Origin of the sequence: Pedobacter ginsengisoli, assembly GCF_030244015.1 — a bacterium.
Classification (GTDB): Bacteria; Bacteroidota; Bacteroidia; order Sphingobacteriales; family Sphingobacteriaceae; genus Pedobacter; species Pedobacter ginsengisoli.
In genome coordinates this window covers 506569-531313 of record NZ_JASSYX010000001.1, presented here as the reverse complement: position 1 = coordinate 531313, position 24745 = coordinate 506569, and the positions used below count along the sequence as shown (strand labels likewise).

The window sequence follows — 24745 nt, the reverse complement described above, 5'->3', positions numbered from 1 at the left end:
CAAATATAGGCAATCAACCTAGTAAATCCAAACTTAAAGTTTGGATTTACTAGGTTGATTGCCGGAGTTTTCTAACTTCCCAAGCCCAGCTGCTGTCTTACTTTTTCTTTGTAGGACTCCCCTATTGGCAGGTATTCTTTGTTGATAATGATCCGTCCCCGTTCTACAAAATCAATATGGCTGGTATTGATGATGTAAGATTTATGGATTCTTAAAAACAGCGGCTGAGGAAGGATCAGTTCAATGTGTTTCATGCGTTCCAGTGAAAGTATTTTACCTGCCAGAACATGGAAGCAGATATAATCTCCCAGACCTTCAATGTAAAAGATGGAGGAAAATAAGATTTTCTGCAGGCGGTGTTCGACTTTAACAAAAATATGATCCGGTTCGGGAGCCTCTGAAGCTTTAACGCTGATTCTTTCTTTTGCTTTATTTACTGCAACCAGGAAACGCTCAAAGGTGACGGGTTTTAGCAAATAGTCAATTGCATCGTATTCAAAACCACTTAAAGCATATTCCGGATAGGCCGTGGTAAGAATTACCTTTGTCTGCGTTTGGCGAATGATGGCCATCACCTCGATGCCCGTAAGATCCGGCATCTGAATATCCAGAAAGATCAGGTCAATATTACCCTCATGAATGAGACTGATGGCTGCTGCCGGGTCCGTAGTATGTAATACTAGTTCCAGCCCATTCGTACGGATTACATAATCTGCCAGCAGTTTGACGGCATGGATTTCGTCATCGAGGACGATACAGCGCAGGGCTTTACTACTCTTCATTGTTCAGCTCTAGTTTAACGGTAAATTGATCTTCATGGTCTCTGATATCTAATGTGTACCGCTCTTTAAAAAGCAGTTCAAGTCTCTTCCTTACATTGTCTATTCCGATACCTCCGGTAAGATCCTTGTGTTTATTTGCTTTGGTATTGGTACAGGAAAATATCAGTTCAGTGCCGGTCATATTGATGTCTATCCAGAGCCATTCTTTGTTTTCTGATACGGCTCCATGTTTAAAGGCGTTTTCTACAAAGGGAATGAGCAATAAGGGTGGTATCTTCATTTCCTTTACATTACCGGTTACTTTCATTTTAACGGCAACCGGGTTTTCGAAACGTAATTGCTGAAGGGAAATGTATTTTTCGATGTAGCTGATTTCCTGCTCCAGTTCGATTTTTTCACTGTTGTCGTAAAGCATGTATCGCAGCAGTTCTGAAAGCCCGGAGATCGCTGGTAAGGCCTGTTCGGATTTATGATAGACCAGGGAATAAATGGTATTGAGGTTGTTGAACAGGAAATGCGGGTTGACCTGTGAGCGAAGGAATGAAAGCGCTGATGTACGGTTCTGCAGCTCCAGTTCTTTTTGCTCCAGTTCCTTCTGACGGGTATACCCGATGAAATAGAATACCATTGCAAAAATGGTATTCAGGATATAAATGAGTATGTTGTTCCTAAAAAAGAGGCTTAACCTTACAGGATCCTGTGATAGTGTTGCGGTTGCTACATAATTGGTCAAAAAACAAACTATAAAAGCTATACTTACAATAAGGCCAACCTGGAGTGACAGGCGCGTATATTTCCTGTTGGGGTAATATTTATTCATCGTGGCATAAGTTGCCAATACATAAAGGAAGGATATGCTGAGACCTGAGGTTATACTCAAGACCTGTACAGCTAAACTGCGTTCATCTACGAGCGTCCATTTTCCGCGAAGTAAACCTGGAAAATGCCCGATAAAGTGAACCAGAATGTAAAAAACAATAAAAGTACCAAACAGAAGCCAGAGGTTTTTCTTCATATCCAAAATTACGTTATTTAACGAACGGCCATATGCCTGTTTTTCAATGTTTGTCGAGGACATTCCCGTGTTCAACGATTATGCTCTTTGCCGGGCATCACTAAAAGTAATTTCGACAGCAGATCACCAAAACCGATTGCTATGAGAAAATACTTTTTGCTGCTGATGTGTACTGTATGCTTTGCTGTAAATGCACAGGACAAGAAACAACTGACCGATAGTGTTAAAAAAGACACGGTAACAGATGAAAAACTATTGAAGGAAGTGAATATCAATACCCGAAAGAAAATGATCGAGCGGAAGATAGACCGCACCGTGGTCAATGTTTCGGCCTTTGCGACTGCAGCCGGCACTGATGCCATGGAATTGCTGGGCCGCCTGCCGGGTTTGAGGGCTACTGATGACGGGAACATCAACCTGATGGGTAAAGGGGCTACGATTTACGTAGACGGCAAACCTACCAATTGGTCAGGAACGGATCTGGTGGCTTATCTGAAGTCTTTGCCCACAGATCTGCTGGATAAAATCGAACTGATGCCAAATCCACCGGCTAAGTACGATGCGGCCGGAAGCGGAGGGGTGATCAATATCATTACTAAAAAGAATAAACAACCGGGCTACAATGCTTCTGTTTCGGCGAATGCGGGAACGGGTGTTTACCGTAAGGTCAATGGTTCGCTGAATATGAATTACCGGGTAGGCAAGCTAAATTTGTTTGCCAATGCCGGCGCAGGGAGCCCCAAGGATTTCGAAAATGCTTCGGCGTTAAGACGGTTCCTGAATGCAGATGGTTCAGCTGCTTCGATACTGGAGCAGGAGAGCGAAATTGCTTATACCCGCAACACGGGAAATGTCAAGCTGGGTGCAGATTATTACCTCAATAAAAAAGCTACGGTTGGCGTGATATGGAATACGAACCGCAACTCGCTCCTCGAAAGAGGTGACAACCGTAATCTGATGCGCGGTGGCGTATACCAGCTGGATTCTGTCATTTACTCTGCGAATGACGCGAACAGCAAGTTCAGGAACAATTTGGTGAATGTGAATATGGTCCATCTGTTTGACTCCCTGGGTACGGAGTGGAGTATTGATCTGGACTACGGTAAGTACCAGACACAAATTGACCAGATCTTTGGCAACCGCACTTTTTCTCCGCAGGATGTGCTGCTGAACAGTCAAAGAATCCGCGGTACGCTTCCGCGTAAGATTGGGATTTATTCAGCAAAGACGGATTTATCTTTACCCCTTAAGTATGGTTTAAAACTGAATACAGGACTGAAAATGAGCAAAGTCAGCACGGACAACAAAGCGGATTATTTTACCGGCGACAGGGCATTTGAGCAGCCGGACTATAACCGCAGCAATACGTTCTTGTATAATGAAAGCATTGCAGCAGCTTATCTGGAGGGGTATACGGAGTTCAAAAGGTTTGGTGTGAAAGCTGGGCTGAGAGCAGAACGGACGGCGTCTGAGGGTCACCAGCTTGGCAACGCACTGGCAGCTGATTCGTCTTTTAACAGAACTTATCTGAATGTATTTCCTACATTGTTTGTTTCTTTTAAACCAGACTCTGCAAACAGGAACCAGTTTTTCTTTAATTATGGCAGACGAATCGGGCGGCCTGGTTATGATAAGCTCAATCCTTTTCTGTCGCTGGTGCAGCGCTATAACCAGGTGGCCGGGAATCCATTTCTGAGGCCTGATTTCACCAATACTTTTGAGTTGACCCATGTGTTTAAGGAGCAGTTGAACACCATTGTTTATTATTCTGAGCTGTCCAATGTCAGCAGTGAGGTCATCAGTCCTGTGGGCGATGTTTATGTAAGGCGTCCGGCCAATACGGGCAATGTTCGCATCACAGGTGCGATGGTCACTTACAACAGGGACATTTTTAAATGGTGGAATGCGGATTTTTCTGTTAATCCGGAAAGGGTACACATGGACGTATTGCTGGCCGGAAAGCGTGTGGATACCGTTTATTTTGCCCATTCGTTTAACTGGTTCAACCGTTTTACGTTGAGCAAAGACTGCTCTGCGGAAGTTGTGATGAACTGGGGCGGCAGGTCATTCTCGGGACAAAATACAAGTTCCGGCACCGCTGCATTGCGTGCAGGTATCAAACAGCAGATGTTCAAGGGCAATGCTTCATTGGGCCTGAGCGGCAGTGACTTGTTTTATTCTGTGCGCACCAGGGGAAGAGTCCTGAATGTTACTGGCTCTGATGGCAGCTACCGAAACCGTAAGGACAGCAGATCGGTGATGCTTTCGTTTAGTTACAGGATCAGCCGGAATGCGAAAGACAATAAGCGATTGAGGGACCGGAACGGCGCAAGGGACGAGCAGAACAGGGTAATTAATCCCTGAGACTGCCTGCGCCTGCCTCCTACCTGATTCCTTTTTGCTTCATGAAATCGAGCTCTTCTTTGAGGATATGATCGTCATCTATAGCTGGTGCTGTTTTTAAATCTACCAGCTTAAGTTCGTCCATGATGTCGACAAAGTTTTTGTAATTGGCGCCGCTGGTTGGTTTGATGATGATGTATAATGGTTTTTTCCGGTCATTGTGGTTTGCTTTGGCAACCATTTCCTGATTGGCAATAATGGACTTCCTGATCTGACTGAAGTCTTCTATTGTAGGTGTGCTTTTACCCGGTTCGCCCATGTACCAGGCGATCTTGTCGTTTGCGCCGAGCAGGATAGTCATGGTCCGGGAAGCGGGCCATGGTAGCTGTTTGTCATTGATGGGTTCGTCTGGCTTGGCAACATCCATTGCCACCGGCTTGGACAACGAGGTGGTGAGCATAAAAAATGCCAGATCAACCATTGCAGTAAGGTCTACTTTCGGTACTGATCTACTGGTTCGGGATAAGCTTAATTCAGCCATGATCGTTTTGGTTTAGTTTTAAACTATGATGCAGGATCTGGCTTAATTCCATAACTAAAAAAAGTCTTTGCCGGTACGAGATTTAACTTCCCGGCCCGCTCAGGCTTGCTTTGACCGTTTCCCTGTTTTGCCTGGAGATGGGGACTTTTTGAAGGTTTTCCAGCAGCAGCGTGCCCCCGTCTTCTTTGAGATAGCTTTTGACATATTGCGGATTGACCAGATGGGATTGGTGTGTGCGAATAAAATCGTGAGGTTTGAGCAGATCGGCAAAGTCCTTTAGTGTTTTGCAGACCAGTACCTGCTCCTGGTTTTGCAAATGGAAGGTGGTGTAATTGTTGGTCGCCTCGCAACGGATGACATCGCTGATCCTGACATACATGGTTTCTTTTAACGTAGGCAGCGCGATTTTGGGACTTCCCTTCTGCCCTACTTTGAGGTACTCCAGCAGGTTGTCGATGTTCCTGCTTTGTTTGCTGAGCTGTATCCTTTGTTTCGCTTTTTCAATGGCGAGCTTAAACTCTTCAATATTGATGGGTTTGAGCAGGTAATCCAGCGCTGAAAACTTGATGGCTTGTATGCCATATTTGTCGTATGCGGTAATGAAGATGACTTCAAAGTTGACTCCGGGCAGAGCGGAGAGCAGATCAAAGCCGGATTTCTCCGGCATTTGAATGTCTAAAAAAACCAGGTCAGGCTCATGTTCCCGGATCAGCTTAGCACCGGCTTCGGCGTTGTCTGCAGTACCTGCTATAAATACATCTGCACTGTACTTGTCAATAATGAGCTGAAGGTTTTCTATATTATTGGGTTCGTCGTCTATGATCAGGGCTTTTATCTTCATGATATCCAGTTTGATAAGCGTATGGTCACCAATGTACCGGTATCACCCGGGCTGAGGTGTAAAGATAGTTGATCTTTGTACAATTGGTTTAATAGCGTGATCCTTTCTTCGCTGAGTTTTAGGCCATAACCAGTCGTGCCTGCTCTTTTGTTAAATCCTTTGCCATTGTCCTGGATGCTCAGTACCATATCTTTGTGTTCTGTCTTCATTTTTATGGAGAGTATTCCCATTTCTTTTAAGCCGGATATGCCATGTTTAACCGCATTCTCCACAAATGGCTGAAGGAGCATGGCCGGGATTTCGATGTTGGCCTGGTTGAGGTTTTCATCGACGAGAATGTCATATTTAAAATTGAACCTGAGCCGTTCCATTTGCAGGTAGTCATTGAGCAGTTTGACCTCTTCTTCCAGACTGATCAGCTCTTCATTGTTGCTGTCCAGCACCTGCCGGGTTAAACCAGCGAATTTAGAGAGGTAAAAATTGGCGTCTTCTATGTTGTTTTTGTTGATCAGGTTTTGGATGGATGTGAGTGCGTTGAACATGAAATGCGGGTTGAGCTGACTGCGGATGGATTTGAGTTTGAGTCCGGCCAGTTGTTTTTCCTGTGCGGATTTTTGCAGCCTTTCTTTGCTCCGCTTGTGGTACCGGAGGAAGATCAGCCCCCCTATAACAAGGATGACCACCGCGACAATGATGACCTGCTCAGTGCTTGGCTTTTTAAACTGAAAAGGCTGTGGCATGACTTCGAAGGGAATGCGAAGTATGTCCTTTTTTGCTAGGGGACCATACCGGTCACCGCGATTGACTAAGATCTCGTATTTACCGGGATAATCGAAATGGTCTTTGTATATCATGTAGGAATTCTCTATCATCTCAAGTTCAAGAAAGCGATAATCAGTTTTGTAATTCTCGCTGTCAATGCGACGAAGTGCAATGGAGTAAGGCAGACCAAAATGATCATTGAAAAACAACTGGATGTCTTCAATCTCTTTCTGTTTAAACTTAAAGTCAGCTGGAATATTTGTTTTGGGATCGAACTCTTTTGCGTATTCGCTGCCTTTCAGCTTGCCATATTCTAATCTGCCATTTCTTCTGGCAAATATGGAAATCCCCTGAAGTGTTGGCTTCAGAGTGGTACGCCAATCGAAAATAACCCCTTCTCTGATGCTGTAATCTTTGACATTCTTCACTTCAACAAGTAACAGTTTGCCGGGTTTCCGAAATCTGCCAATAAAGCCATAAGGTTGTTTGGCTCCATAGTTCTGTTCCAGCTTCGGGATTTTAGACCAGGGTACGATCTCCGTGCTGTCATTTTCCACGACCCGGTAGCGGTAATCTGCAATATTTTTTTTGTTGATTCCCATAGCAACAACGACCCCGTCCGATCCGTCGGGGATGAAATAACTGAGGTAGGATTTGGAAAGAGTCTTTACATATAACGGCATCCGGAATAGTCTGTCAGGATTTAATTTTACACCCAGGAGAATGGGACTTTTAGGCATTTTGTTTTCCATGTTTCCCATATCTACATATACCTGCCCTATAGCGGTATCAGGTATATGTATTATATTCATCGCTATTTGACCATCAAAGATACCCGTGAAGTCAAAATTAAAGTTGTTGCCAAACCGGTCTGCCGACTGAGCGTGAGATCTTGAGGGATTCCAGATGAGCAAGCCAAGATAAAACAAAAGTAAAGCGCAATTTTTCATGATGTTTAAGTATAAGGGTTAATTGTTACATCACAAAAATGTATTTTACAGCTTAGGCAGGCAATACAGATTGAGTAACTGGCAGAAATGGGCTAGAATTTGTAAATTAGCATTTTATCTCTCAAGCTTGTTATGTACCAATCTGCAAAATTCAAAGCCAAGGCCCAGGCTGAAGTCCTGAAGTTTATGAATAAAAATCCATTCATCACCCTGATAGGTCATGACGGTGAGTTTCCTGTTGCGACACAGATTCCGGTGCAGCTGAATGAAGACAAAGAAGGCCGCCTGGTGCTACATGGCCACATGATGAAAAACACGGATCATTATGAGGCATTGTTGAAGAACCCTAATGCCCTTGCCCTTTTCACTGGCCCGCATACTTATGTCAGCGCATCAGTTTATACCAAACCCGCTGCAGCTTCTACATGGAATTACATGACCGTACACGCCAAAGGAAGTATTAAATTTTTAGATGCTGCAGGCACTTATGAGGCGATAAAAAAGCTAACAGACCAATATGAAGACCCGGCAAACAGCCCTGCTGCATTTCACAAAATGGATGAGGCCTATATCCAAAGACTGCTTCCTGCTATTGCTGGTTTTGAGCTTACTGTCGAAACGCTGGACCATGTGTTCAAGCTGAGCCAGAACCATCCGCAGGAGAACAGGGATGCGATAGTTGCCAATCTTTCAGGTAGCGGTGATCCGGATGCATTAAAAATTGCCGGGGCAATGAAATAAAAACTATTTGTCTTGCAGCTGGTAGATCACCCAAACTGCACTTGCGGCTTCGCCCAATTTATTTCATTGCAATCTGCTGATCATCGATGTCGCACATCTCCTTGTAAAAGACCTTGAACTGATCGACCTTATCCAGAGGCACAAAATCTTTCTTCATTACAAAGCTGCGCTTTAGCACGAGCTTACCGTTACTTTCCGAAGTTTGCAACTGGTAATCAGCAAACTCATTGCTCAGTTTAACAGTTTTAACCGCTTCAACGATCTTCTTTCCGGCAGGGAGTTCGAGCAGCAGCTCCTGATTGCATTCATCCACACCAAAGAGCTGCACCAAATCGATACCAAAATAGCGCTGTGTAACCATCTTCAGGTTTGTCGCATACGCCTTGCCCGACCACGGAAGCGAAAAGATTGACATACCCGCTACAGTTTTACTTACATTTAAGAGTTTATAAGCACTCTCCGTACCCACTGTATCTGAAAAGTTTTTTTTGGGATCAAGATTGGTAAATTTGAGTATACTAACCTCATTTTCCGGATAGGAACCGGCAAGCTGTTCCTTCATTTTCTTAACCTGGTCTGAGCTGCTCAGATCACTAAACTCGGTTCTCAGGAAACTGCTCACAGATCCTGTGTTCCAATTCTTCTCAGATATGACCATATCCTTCTCTTCCAGTTTCACAAAGGTATTATAGCCCATAATGTTTCTTCCTCTTTCGGCCGGACTGAATTTAGCCAGTTTGCTTTCCGGTTTACCGATTTCAAGTACATTAGAACCCAGGAAGGAATTACCGAACGTATTGAATGGAAGGGTTCCTGAGGTCAGCTCTACCCAATAGTCCTTGTTGTCAATGGATGCCTTCGCAATGCAATGATTAAACTCCATACTTGGTAGCAGCAGTGTATTTTGCCCCCTGTCCCTGGTATTTGCCAATGCCAGGTTAGCATTAATGTCCGCTTCCTTGCACATTGCAACAAAAAGCGTAGATACGTCCTTGCAATCGCCGATCCTGGTGTTAATAACGGCAGAGGGGTTTTGAGGAACAATACCACTTTGCCTGAAACCGACTGAACTATAGGCGATATTGGTTGTGATGTATTTGTAGATCATTTTAACCTTTTCCAACTGGCTCAAACTCTGCTTACCTGCAAAAAGGTCGTTTACCACTTTACGAATTTCATAGCTGCTCCTGGCCTTTGCAGAAGCTATATTGTCGTACCAGTGAGAGATAAAATTCCAGTCGGGGATCGTCGAGATATAAAGGACATTGGCAACGTCATCCATCGCCGGCATCTTGTCTTCATAACGGAGTGATGGCTGTCTGGTCTTCTGCCAGACATAAAGATCGAATTCGTCACGCACAGTTTTCTCTGGCTTTATTTCCTGCTGGGAGAATAAATGCTTAAAAATTTTCTCCTTGTGGACCAGCAGCGAATATTTGATGTTTGCATGTGGCAGCCCGTCGCTGAAATAGAATGTGTCCCAGAAATGAGATGACATTGCTCCAATGTGGAAGTTTTCCATCTTATAACGGATGTTTACAAAATCGCCAACTTCCAGGTTTGTAAATACCAGCTGATTTTGATCGGTTTCAGCAGGAACCTTACTTCCATTGGCTTTGATGACTTCAGCAACCTCTATATACAGATTCTGATCATTATTGTATCCAATGCTATATTCCTTCATGTTCTCCAGGCCTGTCTGTGTAAGGATCTTAGCGGTAATGAAGTGTTTTTCTTCCGAACCACCATCCTTATAGACAACTTTTTGCACTTCATTATTCAACATGACAACATGGTCATCCGGATAATCGCTCTTTGAAGGCGCCTTTGCGATGAGGTCCTTTATATCCGGCTGTACGAAGTAATCAAAAACATATTTTTTACCCTGCAATTCGCGAAGCGACTTTATCGCTTCATAATTGTTAGGGCTGATCCTTAAAGCGGTCTCGTAAGCGGTAATACTTTTTTCTTTGGCTTTTGCAAGTTTGTACAACTGACCCAGCTCCTCATAGACTCCCGCATTGTTCGGGTCTATTTCCAGCGACTGCTTATACAGTTTTTCAGCCTCATCGTATTTTTGCAGATTCGTATAGATGGCGGCAAGATCGGTATAAATGGCGTATCCGATCGGGTCTCCTTCAATTTCTTTACGGTAAATGGCAATGCCTTTGTCAGTCTGCCCCTTTTCAATATAGAGCTTGGCAACGTATTTGGCAGAAGCATAGTCATCATTGGTATCTATATATTTCTGAAGCACGGCCATCGCATCCGGATTGTTCCTGAACTGCGACTCTATCAGGTATTTCAGTTCAACGATCTTCGGGATATTATTAAATTTAGGGTAAACACGCTCGACGAGCTCCATCACCTCCGGCTCCTTCTTCTGCTTTACAAGTATATTTAGCTTCTTGAGCAGCACACTTTCATCTTCTCCGTAAATCTTTTCGAGTTTAGCCAGCACTTCGCTAGCCTTCACATCATCGTTTTGAGACAGATGTTCATTGTATTTGAGTTCTAATGCCAGGAGGGACTCCGGGTCGTGCTGTTTGATCTCTTCGTTTAAGGTTTCAATCCCTGTCCTGTTATCAGCCTTGTTAAAGAGGTTGATCAGCAAAAGGTTAAGATAAGTGCTTTCAGGAAACTTCGACTTTAGCTGTTCCAGTAGTAAGCGTGCTTCGAAGATATTACCCTGATGAAGGTATAGTTTAGCAAGCATCAGCTGGCTGAAGTAAGTTCCGGACTGACCTTTTAAACCGTCTTCAAAATATTGAAACCCGGGCGATTTTACCAACGCCGCAACTGAAGCACCGGCCTTTGTATAAGGCTTTGGTTCACTGCTGGTGGTCAGCTGAGGAAGCGGCCGGCCATTAACGTCTGTTACCCTTACCATAAAATTCGACCTGCCTGCGTAGCTTTCTCCTACCTGCACCAGTATCCTGTTGTATCCCTTGCTTAGTTTGACGTTTGATATATAAGAATCCAGATCATTGTTGCGTTCTTCTGCCTCGCTGATTAGCAGCTGGTCATTGACCCATACCTTCACAGAACCAGAAACCCCAACCCGGATCTGTGCATTTACTTCCTCCGGGACATTCAGAAAGGTCTGAGCAAATTGAATTGCGTTGTGGTAGGCGTTATAATATGTAAAATCGAACCAGCGATCGTGACGGATGTGGGGTACCGTCCTCCAGCTAAACTTTCTATTCATTTTACCGGTAAACACGTAATTGGTCTCGGGATGGGCAATCACATCGTATTGCTTATCGAACCCACTGGTAGAGATATTTTCATACTCCCCCGTGATCAGCCAGTTCTCCAGTTCGCCAAGATTTGCAAAATAGGAGTCGGCTTCCTTAAATTGTTTCAACTGCTGGTAATGGGCCCCCAGCAACGAAAATGCCATTGCATTCAGTGCCCCGTCAACATCTTTTCTTGTAGACAATTTCCTGTAGAATTCAAGCTGTTCTGCCGATTTTATGCGTCCGGAATAATTGGCCGGATCGCTCCATAGTGCAATCAGATAAGGCGTCGGGTTCTTGGATGTGCCTGCCAGCTTGTTGAGATAAGAAAATCCCTCGGCATCAGGTCTGTCAACCTGGCCTATCATAGCCAGGGCTACAAGCGCCTCGTCGGCTGTAGCGGGGTTAAGTGTCTGTTTGTTGAAAAAAGAACGCGCATTAGTATGGTCATTTTTAAGAAAAAACTCCCAACCTATATTTAAATTTGTTTGCGCGTGAGCAGTGAGAGCCACTAAAAAAATGAGAAATGTTAATTTAAACTTCATGGCGTAATTATATAAAAAAACAAATTTTTAACCAAATTTGAATTTGCCTTCTATTTATTTTTTTAAATAATTAGAAGAGCCAGCCGCTTTATTGCTCTGGTTTCGCCAACGGATATCCCTTACTGATCCAGTCAGTTTTTAAATTGGTGCTCAGGTTTAGCAAATAGGGTTTTGAAAATTTCTGTGCTTTGAGCAATTGAAAGGCAGGCCTGATGTTCGGGCATTTATCGAAGGGACAGCAGCCACAATACACCACGATCATTTCATCTTTCGGGCTTGTCTTAATTGCCTGGGCGAACTTTTGCAGGCTTTCTTTTTTGCTGGCAGCGCCAACATTGATTGCTCCTTTGATGTCCTGCACTACACCAATGTTGTAAATGCGTACTTTTTGATTGCTGCTGATCATCTTGGCCAGTATGCCGGGCTGCAGCAGTTCATTCACAGTCCAGGGATTGCTTTGCAACGCGCCGGGATTGACGGCCTGGGCATTCAATTTACTTGCGACAACACACAAAAGCATGACAACAAATGAAATGTTAAAAGCTGATTTTTTCATACGATCCAAGATACGAAATTTTGAGCTCTAATCATCTAAGGTAGTTTATCGACAATTTTCTTCTGAAAACCATTGATAATAATTATCAGCTGCTCCTAATCAAAAAAACAAAATATGCGAAAGATATCGCTCCCTTTAACTTATTTTAACAATTGCCTGATCAGTGTGCTGGTGAAGCAGGAGAAGCAGCAACATAGACCCATGCCGTTCTTCCGGACCTGAATGTCAGTTTTTCCCTTTTATAGGCGTCTGTCTCATAGCCGTCTGCTGCCAGCAGTTCTTCAGGTGTGATTTCGAAAATTATGCCGTCGATGGCATCAGTTTCCTGTTCTGAGGGGATAGCAATCAGGTGATATTCCTGCTCACTCTTGCTGAGCACATCTTCATCTGTGATTCTAACGGTCGATAGTTTATAGCCTTTTAGGGTGTCGTTTGAGCCTTGTAGCAACCGCCCGAATGTTTCGAGCTGTACTTTATCTTTTTGAAGTGTTCCGTAGGAGAATAGGTATTCGTTCATGTAACAGCAAAATTTTTGAGATAAAGGTAGAGAATTATTACCTTACTGATTCTAACAACCATCTCAATGAAACGCTTAATCTTAACCGGGCTTTTGTCTGTTCTGTTTTTCTCTCTTTTTGCACAGGCCGAACGTGCCGCCACTGTGACCACAACAAGAGTAACTATAAAAGGGTCAGATCTTCAAAAAATGTTTGGCAACGTCAAAATTACTGACCCCAGGTTCTATGACGGCGCTGGTAATGTAGTCGATTCTGCGAAGGCAGTGGCGCTGTTGAAAACCTACGAGTACATGCTGGGCTGGAAAAAAAATGATCAGGGCGAGTATAAAAAACTGTTAACCAAGATAAATCCTGCACGTCAGGCTGTATCAGATTCCGCTACGAAAAGCGCATTGCGGCCGAAAAATCCGAAGCTGCAGGAAGGAGCAATACTGGACCTGAGGCCTTTAAATAAAGACATTGACCGTAAATCATTTGACGGAAAAGCAGTCATGCTGATCTTCTGGTGTGATGGCTGTTTTGCAGGGAGCACGCCTGATGCCTACTCGGCAGTCAATGAGGTGTTGTCCATGTACTTTAATCCAGACAAGCTGGAAATACTGACGATCACGCACCACCCGACAGATGTTGCCAAAGAGGCACTCAAGAAAAACCCGATCGTAAATACGCAGCATATTGTGGACGCGGGAGCCGTAACCAGTGCATATGAAACTGAAAACAGGCCAGTTATTGTACTCACCGATAAAAATCATAAGATCGTCTATTCAATCACCAATAATGCGATGATGACGCCGCGCATACTCTACAAAACCTTCAAAGAGATCTTATAGTCATCCGCAAAACAAAAGCCCCGGGTCTCCCCAGGGCTTTGCCAGTTTATTTACAAGGATTATGATTTTATACTTCTCACTGTGGTGTTGCCACCTCCGTCAAGGGTCAGGTTTACCGGCTTGTTACTGGTCCAGGATCCTTTGGTAAAATCGGGCACATCTACACTCGAAGAGCGCTTGGCCACTGATTTTTCACTTAAAGGAAGGATGCAGCTCCATGCTGCAGCATCATAAACATCCTGATCTAACGGAAGGCCGTTCCTTAAACAATCTATCAGGCGCCAGTCCATGATGAAGTCCATACCGCCGTGGCCGCCAACTTTTTTTGCGATGTCGCCTACGTGTTTGATTAGTGGTGGTGTATGGGTCTCATATAATTCTTTCAAATCGGCTTCTTTGACTCTTTCTTCGCCGAAAGATATGCGTTCTGGTTCCGGCCACTTACTGGCAAAACCCTTTGTTCCGCTTAACAAATGGATTCTGGAATAGATCCTTGGTGAGGTCACATCGTGCTGGATCATCATCGTCTTGCCTTTGGCTGTCCTGATAGTGGTCGTATTCATATTGCCCCGGTATTTTTTGCCTACAAACTGCTTGTAGAACTCGTCTTTTTTCGCTCTTTCCTCTGCTTCTTTTCCCATCTGGAAATCATTGGTCGACATCGAAACCAGGTAGTCCATTTTGTCGCCCCGGTTGATGTTTAAACATTGCGCAATCGGTCCCAAACCATGTGTAGGATACAAGTTCCCGCTGCTTCCGATATTTTGTTTGAGCCTCCACATGTCATAATAGCCATTTTTATCAAAATTCAAGTCAAGCAAATTGTGGATATATGCACCTTCCGCATGGACCAGCTCTCCAAACAATCCCTGACGGGCCATGTTCAGGGTCAGCATTTCAAAAAAGTCATAGCAGCAGTTTTCAAGCATCATACAATGCTTCCTGGTCTTTTCTGAGGTTTGTACCAGTTGCCAGCATTCATCAATCGTCAGCGCTGCCGGAACTTCTGTTGCGACGTGCTTGCCGTGTTCCATGGCGTACACAGCTATTGGGGTATGCAGATACCATGGAGTACAGGAATAGATCAGATCCAGGTCTTCCTTCTCTATCATCTCTTTCCAGCCGTTTTCACCTGAATATTCTTTTGCTTTTGGCAATCCTTTATCTGTTAAATATTTTTGTGCTTTTGTCGCTCTTTCCGGAAGCTTGTCGCAAAGTGCTTTAATTTCTACGCCTTCTATCATCGACATTCTGCTCACCGCACCCGGGCCCCTCATTCCCAGTCCAACAATACCGATCCTTACTTTGTCTATCTTTGGCGCAGCATATCCGCTCATGTTAAACCCTGGGGCGCTGCTGCGATGTTCTGGTGTTGATAGTATTTCCTCTTTATTTGTGCCTTCTGTTGCAAAAGATGGCAGGCCTACGGCCATGGCGCTTGTTCCTAAGGCAAGCTGCTGTAAAAATTTTCTGCGGTTTGGTTTCATTTTATGAGTTTTGGCTGGTTAAAAAAAAGTCCGGTGTTGATTCCCAGATTAACAAAACTAAATTATCAAATTTAAAACCATTACCAGAATCAAAAGAAGCACAAACGTTTGCGTTAGATTAACTTTTGAAAAAGACTAGCGTGTCGCCAGTATAAACAATCTGGGGAATGGCAATAAAACGCTTCCGTCAGCATAAGCCGGGTAAGCTTTTTCAATTGCTGAAGTGTAGGCATCCAGGTATGCGGTTTGCTCGCCGGCATCTAAGGGATCAAGAAACGGGCGCAGCCCGGTTGCTTTGAACCATTCTACAATTGCCTTTGCACCTCCGGACAGTGGATGATAATAAGTGGTTCGCCAGATGTTAAGCGAAGCGGCTTCGGGCTTTAGGATTTGGTAGTACCAATCGGGGCTTTGGCGCGCAACTCTTTCTGCTGCATATTCAATTTTTTTTTCCCAGGGACCTTCTGCAGCGGTTGTACGCATTAAGCGGTGTGTCGGTTCATTATAATTATCGGGCATCTGCACCGCCAGGCTTCCGCCTTCTGTTAATTTTGCAATCAGCCGGGGGAACAGCTGCGCATGATCCGGCACCCATTGCAGTGCAGCATTGGCCAAAATGATGTCATATTTGTCTTCTGTTTGCCAGTTCGAAATGTCGGCAATTTCAAAGGAAATGCCAGGCAGTCTTTTGCGGGCTGCGCTGATCATATCCCGGGAACTATCGATGCCAGATATTAAAGCGTCCGGGTACTGATGACGGATCAGTTCTGTTGAGTTTCCCGGTCCGCATCCGATGTCGATTGCTTTTCTTACCCGGTCAGTTGAAATATGGGCAAGCAAATCTTTGACCGGCCGGTTCCGCTCTTTCTCAAATTTAGTGTATTGTCCGGCAGACCAGGTGTCGGCTTTGGTTTTCCCAGGTAGCTCCATAATGATTATATTATTACCAAATTACGCATTATATTGCAGCAAAATCAACATCCATGTATACTTATAAGCTCTCACTAGACGATATTCTAAATCCGCTGCTTTATGACATCTCCACCAATGAAAAGAAAATTGCGAAAAGGAAAAGGTCCTTTTGGTATGTCATTGCGATGACTGCTATAATAGGTATAGGAGGCTTTATATTTAAAGATCTTTTTATTGGTTTTACTTTTCTCGCTATCGCGGTGTTGTACCTTTTTTTTGGCAATTGGTATACCAGGCTTGCTTACAAAAGAGCGCTCAGAAGATCTATCAGAAAGAACTATTCTTCACTAGCCGGTTCAGCCATAAACCTGGAGATCAACGATGACCATTTGTACATTGGTACAGAAAGTGGTGATGCCGGTTATCCGTTCTCTTCATTCTTAATGGTCTCTGAGACCTACGCCTACTTCATGATCAAACTCGATAATGACCAGATCCTCGGCATCCCAAAATTCAGTATGGAACTGGAACAGGGTATTAAAAAAATGACCGCTGATCATAACATCCCTTACCGCGAACATCCGGACTGGAAATACTTTCCTTCCATCACGACAACATCATAATATCGGTGATTGTGTGTGTGAACGAAACTGTGGTTTTACCTTTGCCTGTATGAAAGTTGACATTTGGTCGGACGTGCGCTGCCCGTTCTGTTATATAGGAAAAAGAAAATTTGAAACTGCTCTGGCTCAGTTTGAACACAAGGACCAGGTTGAAGTAGAGTGGCACAGCTTTGAGCTGGATCCAAATGCAGAAACCAAACCAGACGCCGATCCCGTGGATTATCTGGCCGACCGCTATGGCCGACCTCGGGAGTGGGCGGAAGAAATGCATGAAAATGTGACCCTGACCGCAGCAGAGGTTGGGCTGAAGTTTAACCTTGGTATTTCTGTGGTGGCCAATTCTTTTGATGCCCACCGCCTTATCCAGCTTGCTAAAACTGAAGGGCTTGGCGATGCTATTGAAGAACTTTTATTTGAAGCTTTTTTTACCGGTGGCAAAGATATCAGCGACCATCAGACGCTGGTAGAAATAGGCACGGCTGCAGGCCTGGATAAAGTAACAGTAGAGACGATGCTGCGTGGTACTGACTTTACCGACGAGGTACGCTATGATGAGCAGACCGCACAAAACATTGGCGTAAGAGGTGTACCTTTTTTTGTATTCGACCAAAAACTTGGCGTATCAGGTGCGCAACCGCCTGAAACTTTTCTGGGCGCCTTGCAGCAAGCCTGGGCAGGCTAAAAAGAAAGTAAGTTATGCTGAGGATTTTGTATATTTATAAAGGACCAACCTTTAATATGTTCATCCGATTATTATGCGCAGAATATCAAATTACCTTCTAGCAGTACTTGCATTAGCATTTACTGCGATAATCGTCATGGCTTTCACAGCTAAAAGCACAAACGGTAAAGCTTCAAAAAATGAAAAATGGAAAACAGGCATCGCGCTGTATTCATTCAACCGTTACCCCTTCAGGAAAGCCCTCTCTTTATCAAAAGAATCTGAGGTAAAGTTTGTCGAGGGATTTTCCTTTCACAATATGGGACCAGATTTTGACAATAAAACAATGGGGGGCCTGGACGCAAGCGGAGTTGCCTTAGTAAAAAAAATGCTGAAGGACAATGGCCTCTCTATGTCGTCTATATATGTTTCTGATGCAAAAAATGCTACAGAATGGAAGAAGTTTTTTGATATGGGGCGTGAACTGGGTATTAAATACCTGGTCTGTGAACCGTCTAAGTCGCAGTGGAACACAATAGACAGTCTGGCTGGGATCTACAATATCAAAATAGCCATTCATGAGCATAAAAAAGGGAGCAGCATCTACTGGCATCCGGATTCAGTCCTTGCGGCAATCAAGGGTCATAAAAATATTGGTGCCTGCGCCGATCTCGGTCACTGGGTAAGAAGCGGTCTTGACCCGGTAAAATGCCTCAAAATGCTGGATGGTCACATCATAGGCATTCATCTGAAAGACATTGACAAGTCAGATCATGAAACAGATGTAGATCTTGGAACAGGATCAATAGATTATCCGGCAGTGGTCAAAGAACTGAGGCGACAAAAATTTTCCGGATATGCGCATGTGGAATGCGAGCACAATATGGAAGACAACCAGAAAATCGTGAAAGCGGCTGTTCAGCATTTTAATACCGTCAATTAACAATGGAAGAGATACAAACTGTACATCCTGTAAACCGCGCAGAATGGAGGGCATGGTTGGAGAAGAACCACAACCCAGACCGCACTCGATGAAAAGATGGCCTCATTATAACTACGTTCTTCTTGCCGGAATTTCAGCGGTATTTGTTTTTCATAGTGCTACTATAAAAACTAAAGCACCTGCGGATGAAAAGCAATGGTCAGAATATCTTGGGGGGCCGGACCGCAACCACTACTCTCCGCTTTCACAGATCAATACCACCAATGTTTCTAAGCTTCAAAAGGTCTGGGAATACAAGTCCGCGGATTCTGGTCAGGTACAGTGCAACCCGATTATTGTCAACAATGTGCTGTACGGTGTAACGGCAACTAACCAGATTTTTGCCCTCGACGCTGCTACAGGAAAAGAGAAATGGAAATATATACAGAAAGGTGAAGTTACCTCAAATACCAACCGTGGTGTAACCTACTGGCAGGAGGGATTAGATAAGCGCATACTTTATGCCTATAATTCTTCTCTTTATGCTTTGGATGCCGAAACCGGAGAACCTATAATGTCTTTTGGAGACCATGGGGCGGTGAGTCTGAAAAGCGGACTGGAAGCCGGCGCCAGGGACAGGTTTGTCATCTCCAATACGCCGGGGACTTTATTTGAAGACCTCATTGTGATGCCACTCAGATTAGGTGAAGAGGATGGTGCGGCTATGGGTTATATTCAGGCTTTTAATGTGAAAACCGGAAAACTGGTCTGGGTATTTAAAACTATCCCCGATCCGGGACAGCCGGGTGCCGATACCTGGCCTGCAGATGTAAAGAAAAAAGGCGAAGTGGGCGCGGCCAACAACTGGTCGGGCATGGCCATAGACCGCAAAAGGGAAATCTTGTTTGTGCCAACTGGTTCGGCTGCTTTTGATTTCTATGGCGGCAACCGAAAAGGTAAAAATCTGTATGCCAATTGCCTGCTGGCTTTAAACGCCCGGACGGGCAAATACATCTGGCATTACCAGATCGTACATCATGATGTCTGGGACAGGGACTTGCCCGCCCCACCCAATCTGGTGAAGGTAAAACACAAAGGAAAAACTACCGACGCGGTGGCGCAGGTGACTAAACATGGTTATGTCTTTCTTTTTGAACGAACTACCGGCAAGCCACTGTTCCCAATTGATGAGAAACCATTTCCGACTTCTGACGTGCCGGGGGAAAAAACCTGGCCTACACAACCGGTCCCAAGAGTTCCGGCGCCGTTTGCAAGGCAGACAATTTCTGAGAAGGACATCAGTACAATGGCTGAAAACAGAATCGAGCTGCTGGAAATATTTCGCAAAGCAAAAAAAGGGGTCTACAAGCCTTTAAGTTTATCTGTACCGACCATTTTACTTCCTGGTGCTGATGGTGGCGCAGAATGGGGCGGTGCGGCGGCAGACCCTAATGGGATCATGTATGTGAATTCCAATGAGATGCCATGGTTGTTTAGCCTGAGCAGGAAGCAAACTAATGATCAAAGTGATCTGACTGCGGGACATCTGCTATACAATAATCTATGCATTGGCTGTCACGGTCCGCAGCTGAAGGGCAATCCAACCAGCGGTTATCCTTCTCTTGTTAATATAAGGGCGCGGGCAGACCGGAAAGAAATCGGCAGACTGATCGCTACCGGAAAAGGCATGATGCCAGGCTTTACTTCCATCTCTGCAACGCAGAAACAAGCCATTATTGATTTTCTGTACAACGAGGAAAAGACTGAGGCGGCATCGGTATCAGCAGGACGCAAAACAGCTGTTACCGATAATCCATATAAATTTGATGGCTACAATAAATTCCTGGACAATAACGGTTATCCTGCTATCAACCCTCCCTGGGGCACATTGACTGCCATAGACCTGAATACCGGGAAACACCTGTGGCAAAAGCCACTGGGTGAACTAAAAGAACTTACGGCAAAGGGCATCGCACCAACGGGAACTGAAAATTACGGCGGACCAGTGGTCACCTCCGGCGGACTGCTGTTCATAGCCGCTACAAAGGACGGGATGTTTCGTGCGTTTGATAAAAAAAATGGAGAGATTCTTTGGGAAACTGAACTGCCGGCCGCTGGGTATGCCACCCCCGCTACTTATGAGGTTAATGGAAAACAGTACGTTGTAATTGCATGCGGAGGAGGTAAACTCGGCACAAAAAAAGGCGACAGTTATGTAGCCTACGCCCTAAAATAGTCCATTATTCAGACAGGCAGGGAAGGGTAAACCAGAATGTACTCCCCTTTCCGGGTTCACTTTCTGCCCCGATCTGACCACCGTGCTTCTTGACGATCTCTGAACTGATATAAAGCCCCAGTCCCAGTCCGGAATATTGCCTGCCGGTGGGATCTACGCGGTAATATCTTTCAAATAGATGAGGGATGACTTCTGGCTGTATACCAGGTCCCTTGTCTGTCACAGCTACTTTTGCCACAGCTCCGGAGCGCTCTACATTGATCAGGATCTCGAAAGACCCGTTGGCATATTTGATCGCATTGTTGATAAGATTGATGAGCACCTGCTCAATTTTGTAGGCGTCGACTTCAACGTCAAAGTTCTTATCCCCGCTCATTGTGATGTGATATTGATCTTCCAGTCTAAATTCGTCACAGCAACTGGCGATGAGTTCATAGAGGTTAAGGACTTTTTTATTCAAATGAAGTTGTCCGCCTGTAAATTTTGAAGCATTTAGCAAATCTTCTATCAATACACTCACGCGGTTCATACTCTTGTTGGCCTGCTCCATTAATTTATGAAATAGTTCAGACTCTGCTCCTGTATTTAATCTCCTCAGCAACTGAAGGGACGCCTTTAAACTGGTGATAGGCGTTTTGAGCTCATGACTGGCCACACTGATAAATTCGTCTTTCTGGTCAAAGACCTTGCGACGGTGCGTTACATCCATAAAAGTTGCAATACCGGAAGTGACCTTCCCCTTTTCATCTCTGACGGGCGCCGCATTTATTGAGATATAAAACCGCTCGCCATCTGCCGGCTGTATGCCGATCTCATAGTCATACACCGGTTGACCTCCACTTAAAGTGATGGCCACCGGGTGTTTATCTTCCGGTAAAACGTCTCCATCAAGTGTAACATTGGTCCAGCTGGTATCATTGTAAATATTTCTGATGTTTTCATCATCCTTCAATCCGAGAATTTTCTTTGCCATAGGATTTGCATAGATCACATTGCCTCCAAAATCAATAATGGTTACCCCTTCGGCCATAGTTTCCAGCACACGCGTCAACTGCTCCTGATTGTTGCGCAGTTCCTTTTCAATTAAATTTTTCTGGTAGATGCTGTTTTCGAGATCCTTTGTACGCAGTTTTACGGTGTCTTCAAGATGCAGGTTAAATTTTCTGGTGAGTGCCTGGGCAGCTTCCAGTTCTACGTTTTTTTGGTACAGCATACGCTGACTTTTCTTTTGTTCAGTGAGATCTGTAAGGATGATGCTCATAGACATTCCTTCATCAAGACTCAGTATGTTTAAGGAGATCTGTACGGGCACCAAATTGCCATGGATGCCAGACAGACTGAGCTCACCTTTGCTATTGTGCTGCCATGAACGCTCAAATAAACTTTCAAAATACAATCTGTCTGTCTCTGCTATGAAATTAACAAATGCATTACCGGTAATTTTTTCCAATGGGGTATCAAGCAGGGCACCAAACTGGGAATTGGCATACAAAATGTTTCCGGATGGGTTTAATGTCACTGCGCCTTCAGTCATCTGCTCTATAAAAATACGGTAGGTTTGATCGGCACTCTTAAGTGTAAATAACTGGTGCCCATGATCTGATTTCATCACAAGCGCATCAACTTCACCGTTTCTAATGGCATTTATAATATCAGCAGCCTCCTCAAGCTCAATTTCTTTACCTCGAAGTTCGGCCCTTAATCTTTCCAGCTCCGCCAATAGTTCCGTATGTGATCTGTTGTCTTTCAATCGCTAAATTTTAATATCAAGTTAAGCCTAATCCTCTTAAAACTTTCAATTTATCAGACATATCACCTATCAAACGTCTTTTAGGATCCGGGTACGATTTTATCAACATGGGAACAGCTGTTACATTTTCGCTCTTTACCAGCAGCGGCTGCTGATGGGCATCAATGATTTCCAGTTCATAGCGGTCAGTCAGGTATTCATTCAGAATACTCTGGAGGTTATTGATGGCCCTTACTGATACGGCAGAAGTTCCTGTTACAAATAATCTTAATTTGTAAACCGGGTTTTCCCGGCCATCCCAATTCGATTGTTTCTCCTCATTATATCCCATTATCTTGGCCGGATGTCTAGTCCTACAAGCACTTTTTCCTGATTAGAAAGATCGCCGATAATCTTGCGTACCGGTTCTGGCACCTTTTTCACCAATGTAGGTATCGCAAGGATCTGATCCCCCTCAGCGAGCTGAGGATGAACAAGCAAATCGATCACTTCTATATGGTATTCACCTTTCATATGCTCTTCGCAATATTTCTTCAAATTGCTCAGTGCAGTTACTGATTTCTGAGTCTTCCCGGCTACATATAGCCTCAATTCATATTTCTGTTCCAAACCTGTTCCCCTTACTTATTACTTTTGTTTCCTTTTATGGCTTCCTTCTTACCTTCTCTAAACTCTGTCATGAACTGACGCGTTTCCTGTGCAATTCCCCTTTTTATATCTTCTTCAATGTAAACCTTGTTGAGTTCTTCTTCAGTTGATTCAAATTCTGTTTTCAGGCTCTCTATCCGCGCCTCCAGCAATCTGCGCTTGCGTGTCAGTTCGCGATCCTTGCGGCTGATGGCATGAGTATGAAGCGCCTGTCCTGTTTGTTCCAGCAACTTCTGTGCCTCCCTCGCAGAACCAACGAGCACTCCTTCCGGTCCGAGGTATACATCCACCAGATCCAGACCATTATCAGTGATTATAAATTCCCTGATCTGGTTAGAATGCTGCATGCCCCTGGACTTGATTACATACAATCCCCGGTTACGTTCTCCATTCAGCTCAATATCTTTGATGAGCAACCAGGCATCGACCAGCGAGGACACCCCTTCATCTGTCTGATCACTCACAATGGTGTTCAGCGACAGCGCGGTAAACATTACTGTAATCTGCTCAGATTGCAGAAAATCAATTAACCTGACAAGCATGGATTTCACATCACTAACTGACCCGACAGTGATCAGATTAGTGATCGGGTCAAGCACTACTACCTGTGGCTTAAATTTACGAATGGCCTTATGTATAGATACCAGGTGCATCTCCAATCCATACAAGGTAGGTCTGGAGGCATAAAACTCCAATAAGCCCTTATCGATGTGTTTTTGCAGATCGATCCCGATAGACCTCATATTTCTGATGATCTGATTGGGTGATTCTTCAAATGCAAAATACAGGCTCCGTTCTTTTCTCTCACAGGCTTTATCAATAAAACTTGCAGCGAAGCTGGTTTTACCCGTACCCGCAGTTCCGGAAACCAGAACACTGCTCCCTTTATAAAAACCTCCCTTTCCAAGCATGCTGTCGAGAGGCTTGATACCAGAAGAAACGATCCCTGTTGAAACCTGCTTATTAAGTTTCAATGAAGTGACGGGCAATACCGAGATTCCTTCTTCATCTATAAGAAAAGGATATTCATTTGTACCGTGCATAGTGCCCCTGTACTTAATGACCCTCAACCGACGGGTTGAGATCTGATTGATGATCCTGTGATCAAGCAGAATGACGCAGTCCGAAACATACTCCTCCAGTCCTTGCCTGGTTAGTGTCTTTTCTCCTGTTTCACCGGTAATTATTGCTGTAACACCTTTCTCTTTGAGCCAGCTGAAAAGTCTTCTTAACTCAGCCCTTAGGATTCCTTCATTGGTTAACCCCGAAAACAAATTCTCGATAGTGTCCAGCACTACCCGCTTTGCACCGATACTGTCAATAGCGTAGCCCAGGCGGATGAAAAGGCCTTCCAGGTCGTATTCCCCGGTTTCTTCTATCTCAGTTTTGTCAACATGGACATAATCTATTTTTAATTTCTTTTGCTTTTGCAGCTGTTCGAGATCAAAACCAAGTGAGGTAACGTTAGCCGACAGCTCATCAGGTTTTTCCTCAAAGGCTATAAAAACTCCCGGTTCATTGTACTGTTCAGCTCCTCTAACTATAAATTCCAGGGCAAATAAGGTTTTGCCACAACCTGGTCCGCCGCAAATCAGCGTGGGTCTTCCGGTAGGTAGCCCACCTAGTGTGACCTCGTCAAGACCAGGTATTCCGGTAGGTGTTTTTTGCAGTTCGGTCTGATCAGCTGATTTTTTTAAATGCGCAATTTTTTTTGACATAAATGTTCCCCAATACTTGTAATGCGTTATAGATATCTTATAACCTTGCTAAATTAAGTATTGGAACAATAAGGAGTGCTGAAATGTTTTAAAGTTTAGAAATAACTGGCTATCAGCAAATAATA

At 44.4% G+C, this 24745-nt stretch carries 21 protein-coding genes; 7 read left to right on the top strand and 14 right to left on the bottom strand.

Going from position 1 to position 24745, the window contains the following annotated elements:
- Positions 1-71: 71 nt before the first annotated feature.
- Positions 72-782 carry a LytR/AlgR family response regulator transcription factor gene (locus QEP08_RS02315; protein WP_285055249.1) on the bottom strand — a complete coding sequence of 237 codons (711 nt, stop codon included), beginning with the start codon at positions 780-782 and terminating at the stop codon, positions 72-74.
- Positions 772-1797, bottom strand: coding sequence for a sensor histidine kinase (locus QEP08_RS02310; protein WP_285055246.1), 1026 nt, complete (start codon positions 1795-1797; stop codon positions 772-774). The genes QEP08_RS02315 and QEP08_RS02310 overlap by 11 nt, the downstream gene beginning before the upstream one ends.
- A 141-nt stretch (positions 1798-1938) precedes the next feature.
- On the opposite strand from QEP08_RS02310, the gene QEP08_RS02305 reads away from it, so the two are divergent.
- Positions 1939-4161 carry an outer membrane beta-barrel protein gene (locus tag QEP08_RS02305; RefSeq protein WP_285055244.1) on the top strand — a complete coding sequence of 741 codons (2223 nt, stop codon included), beginning with the start codon at positions 1939-1941 and terminating at the stop codon, positions 4159-4161.
- 19 nt (positions 4162-4180) lie between these two features.
- Here QEP08_RS02305 and QEP08_RS02300 read toward each other — a convergent pair whose 3' ends face one another.
- From QEP08_RS02300 to QEP08_RS02290, 3 genes are all read right to left on the bottom strand, one after another.
- Positions 4181-4681 carry an ExbD/TolR family protein gene (locus QEP08_RS02300; protein WP_285055242.1) on the bottom strand — a complete coding sequence of 167 codons (501 nt, stop codon included), beginning with the start codon at positions 4679-4681 and terminating at the stop codon, positions 4181-4183.
- 82 nt (positions 4682-4763) lie between these two features.
- A complete protein-coding gene (locus tag QEP08_RS02295; RefSeq protein ID WP_285055241.1) occupies positions 4764-5522 on the bottom strand; it encodes a LytR/AlgR family response regulator transcription factor in 759 nt (252 codons plus the stop codon).
- Positions 5519-7234: a sensor histidine kinase gene (locus QEP08_RS02290; RefSeq protein WP_285055240.1), complete on the bottom strand. Its 1716-nt coding sequence runs from the start codon at positions 7232-7234 to the stop codon at positions 5519-5521. The genes QEP08_RS02295 and QEP08_RS02290 overlap by 4 nt, the downstream gene beginning before the upstream one ends.
- A 132-nt stretch (positions 7235-7366) precedes the next feature.
- Between QEP08_RS02290 and QEP08_RS02285 the strand changes: the two genes are divergently transcribed.
- The gene (locus tag QEP08_RS02285; RefSeq protein WP_285055238.1) at positions 7367-7975 is read left to right on the top strand and encodes an FMN-binding negative transcriptional regulator; all 609 of its coding nucleotides are present in this window, start codon (positions 7367-7369) and stop codon (positions 7973-7975) included.
- A 58-nt stretch (positions 7976-8033) separates the two neighbouring features.
- On the opposite strand, the gene QEP08_RS02280 is transcribed toward QEP08_RS02285, so the two are convergent.
- The 3 genes from QEP08_RS02280 to QEP08_RS02270 form a co-directional block, all read right to left on the bottom strand.
- The gene (locus QEP08_RS02280) at positions 8034-11759 is read right to left on the bottom strand and encodes a tetratricopeptide repeat protein (RefSeq protein WP_285055236.1); all 3726 of its coding nucleotides are present in this window, start codon (positions 11757-11759) and stop codon (positions 8034-8036) included.
- Between the two features lie 88 nt (positions 11760-11847).
- Positions 11848-12315, bottom strand: coding sequence for a rhodanese-like domain-containing protein (locus QEP08_RS02275; RefSeq protein ID WP_285055234.1), 468 nt, complete (start codon positions 12313-12315; stop codon positions 11848-11850).
- Between the two features lie 160 nt (positions 12316-12475).
- Entirely contained in the window at positions 12476-12832 is a 357-nt protein-coding gene (locus QEP08_RS02270; RefSeq protein ID WP_285055232.1) for a gamma-glutamylcyclotransferase family protein, read from the bottom strand.
- Between the two features lie 66 nt (positions 12833-12898).
- Here QEP08_RS02270 and QEP08_RS02265 point away from each other — a divergent pair, with 66 nt between their 5' ends.
- Entirely contained in the window at positions 12899-13663 is a 765-nt protein-coding gene (locus tag QEP08_RS02265) for a peroxiredoxin family protein (protein WP_285055230.1), read from the top strand.
- A gap of 59 nt (positions 13664-13722) precedes the next feature.
- On the opposite strand, the gene QEP08_RS02260 is transcribed toward QEP08_RS02265, so the two are convergent.
- Positions 13723-15150: a Gfo/Idh/MocA family protein gene (locus QEP08_RS02260; protein WP_285055228.1), complete on the bottom strand. Its 1428-nt coding sequence runs from the start codon at positions 15148-15150 to the stop codon at positions 13723-13725.
- Positions 15151-15285: 135 nt separating this feature from the next.
- Positions 15286-16080 (bottom strand): trans-aconitate 2-methyltransferase, encoded by a 795-nt coding sequence (tam, locus tag QEP08_RS02255; protein WP_285055227.1) that lies wholly within the window; start codon positions 16078-16080, stop codon positions 15286-15288.
- Positions 16081-16133: 53 nt separating this feature from the next.
- Here tam and QEP08_RS02250 point away from each other — a divergent pair, with 53 nt between their 5' ends.
- The 4 genes from QEP08_RS02250 (at position 16134) to QEP08_RS02235 (ending at position 20504) form a co-directional block, all read left to right on the top strand.
- Positions 16134-16685, top strand: a complete 552-nt coding sequence (locus QEP08_RS02250; protein ID WP_285055226.1) for a hypothetical protein — start codon at positions 16134-16136, stop codon at positions 16683-16685.
- A gap of 49 nt (positions 16686-16734) precedes the next feature.
- Complete coding sequence (locus tag QEP08_RS02245) at positions 16735-17367, top strand: DsbA family oxidoreductase (protein WP_285055225.1); 633 nt, start codon at positions 16735-16737, stop codon at positions 17365-17367.
- Between the two features lie 73 nt (positions 17368-17440).
- A complete protein-coding gene (locus tag QEP08_RS02240; RefSeq protein WP_285055224.1) occupies positions 17441-18289 on the top strand; it encodes a sugar phosphate isomerase/epimerase family protein in 849 nt (282 codons plus the stop codon).
- Positions 18290-18332: 43 nt separating this feature from the next.
- A complete protein-coding gene (locus tag QEP08_RS02235) occupies positions 18333-20504 on the top strand; it encodes a pyrroloquinoline quinone-dependent dehydrogenase (protein WP_285055222.1) in 2172 nt (723 codons plus the stop codon).
- Between the two features lie 4 nt (positions 20505-20508).
- On the opposite strand, the gene QEP08_RS02230 is transcribed toward QEP08_RS02235, so the two are convergent.
- From QEP08_RS02230 to kaiC, 4 genes are read right to left on the bottom strand one after another with little or no spacing between them, the layout of a single operon-like run.
- Positions 20509-22254 carry an ATP-binding protein gene (locus QEP08_RS02230; RefSeq protein ID WP_285055221.1) on the bottom strand — a complete coding sequence of 582 codons (1746 nt, stop codon included), beginning with the start codon at positions 22252-22254 and terminating at the stop codon, positions 20509-20511.
- 16 nt (positions 22255-22270) lie between these two features.
- Positions 22271-22585, bottom strand: coding sequence for a circadian clock KaiB family protein (locus QEP08_RS02225; protein WP_285055219.1), 315 nt, complete (start codon positions 22583-22585; stop codon positions 22271-22273).
- Positions 22585-22863 (bottom strand): circadian clock protein KaiB, encoded by a 279-nt coding sequence (gene kaiB, locus QEP08_RS02220; protein WP_285055217.1) that lies wholly within the window; start codon positions 22861-22863, stop codon positions 22585-22587. The genes QEP08_RS02225 and kaiB overlap by 1 nt, the downstream gene beginning before the upstream one ends.
- A gap of 11 nt (positions 22864-22874) precedes the next feature.
- Entirely contained in the window at positions 22875-24620 is a 1746-nt protein-coding gene (kaiC, locus tag QEP08_RS02215; RefSeq protein WP_285055215.1) for a circadian clock protein KaiC, read from the bottom strand.
- Positions 24621-24745: the final 125 nt, after the last annotated feature.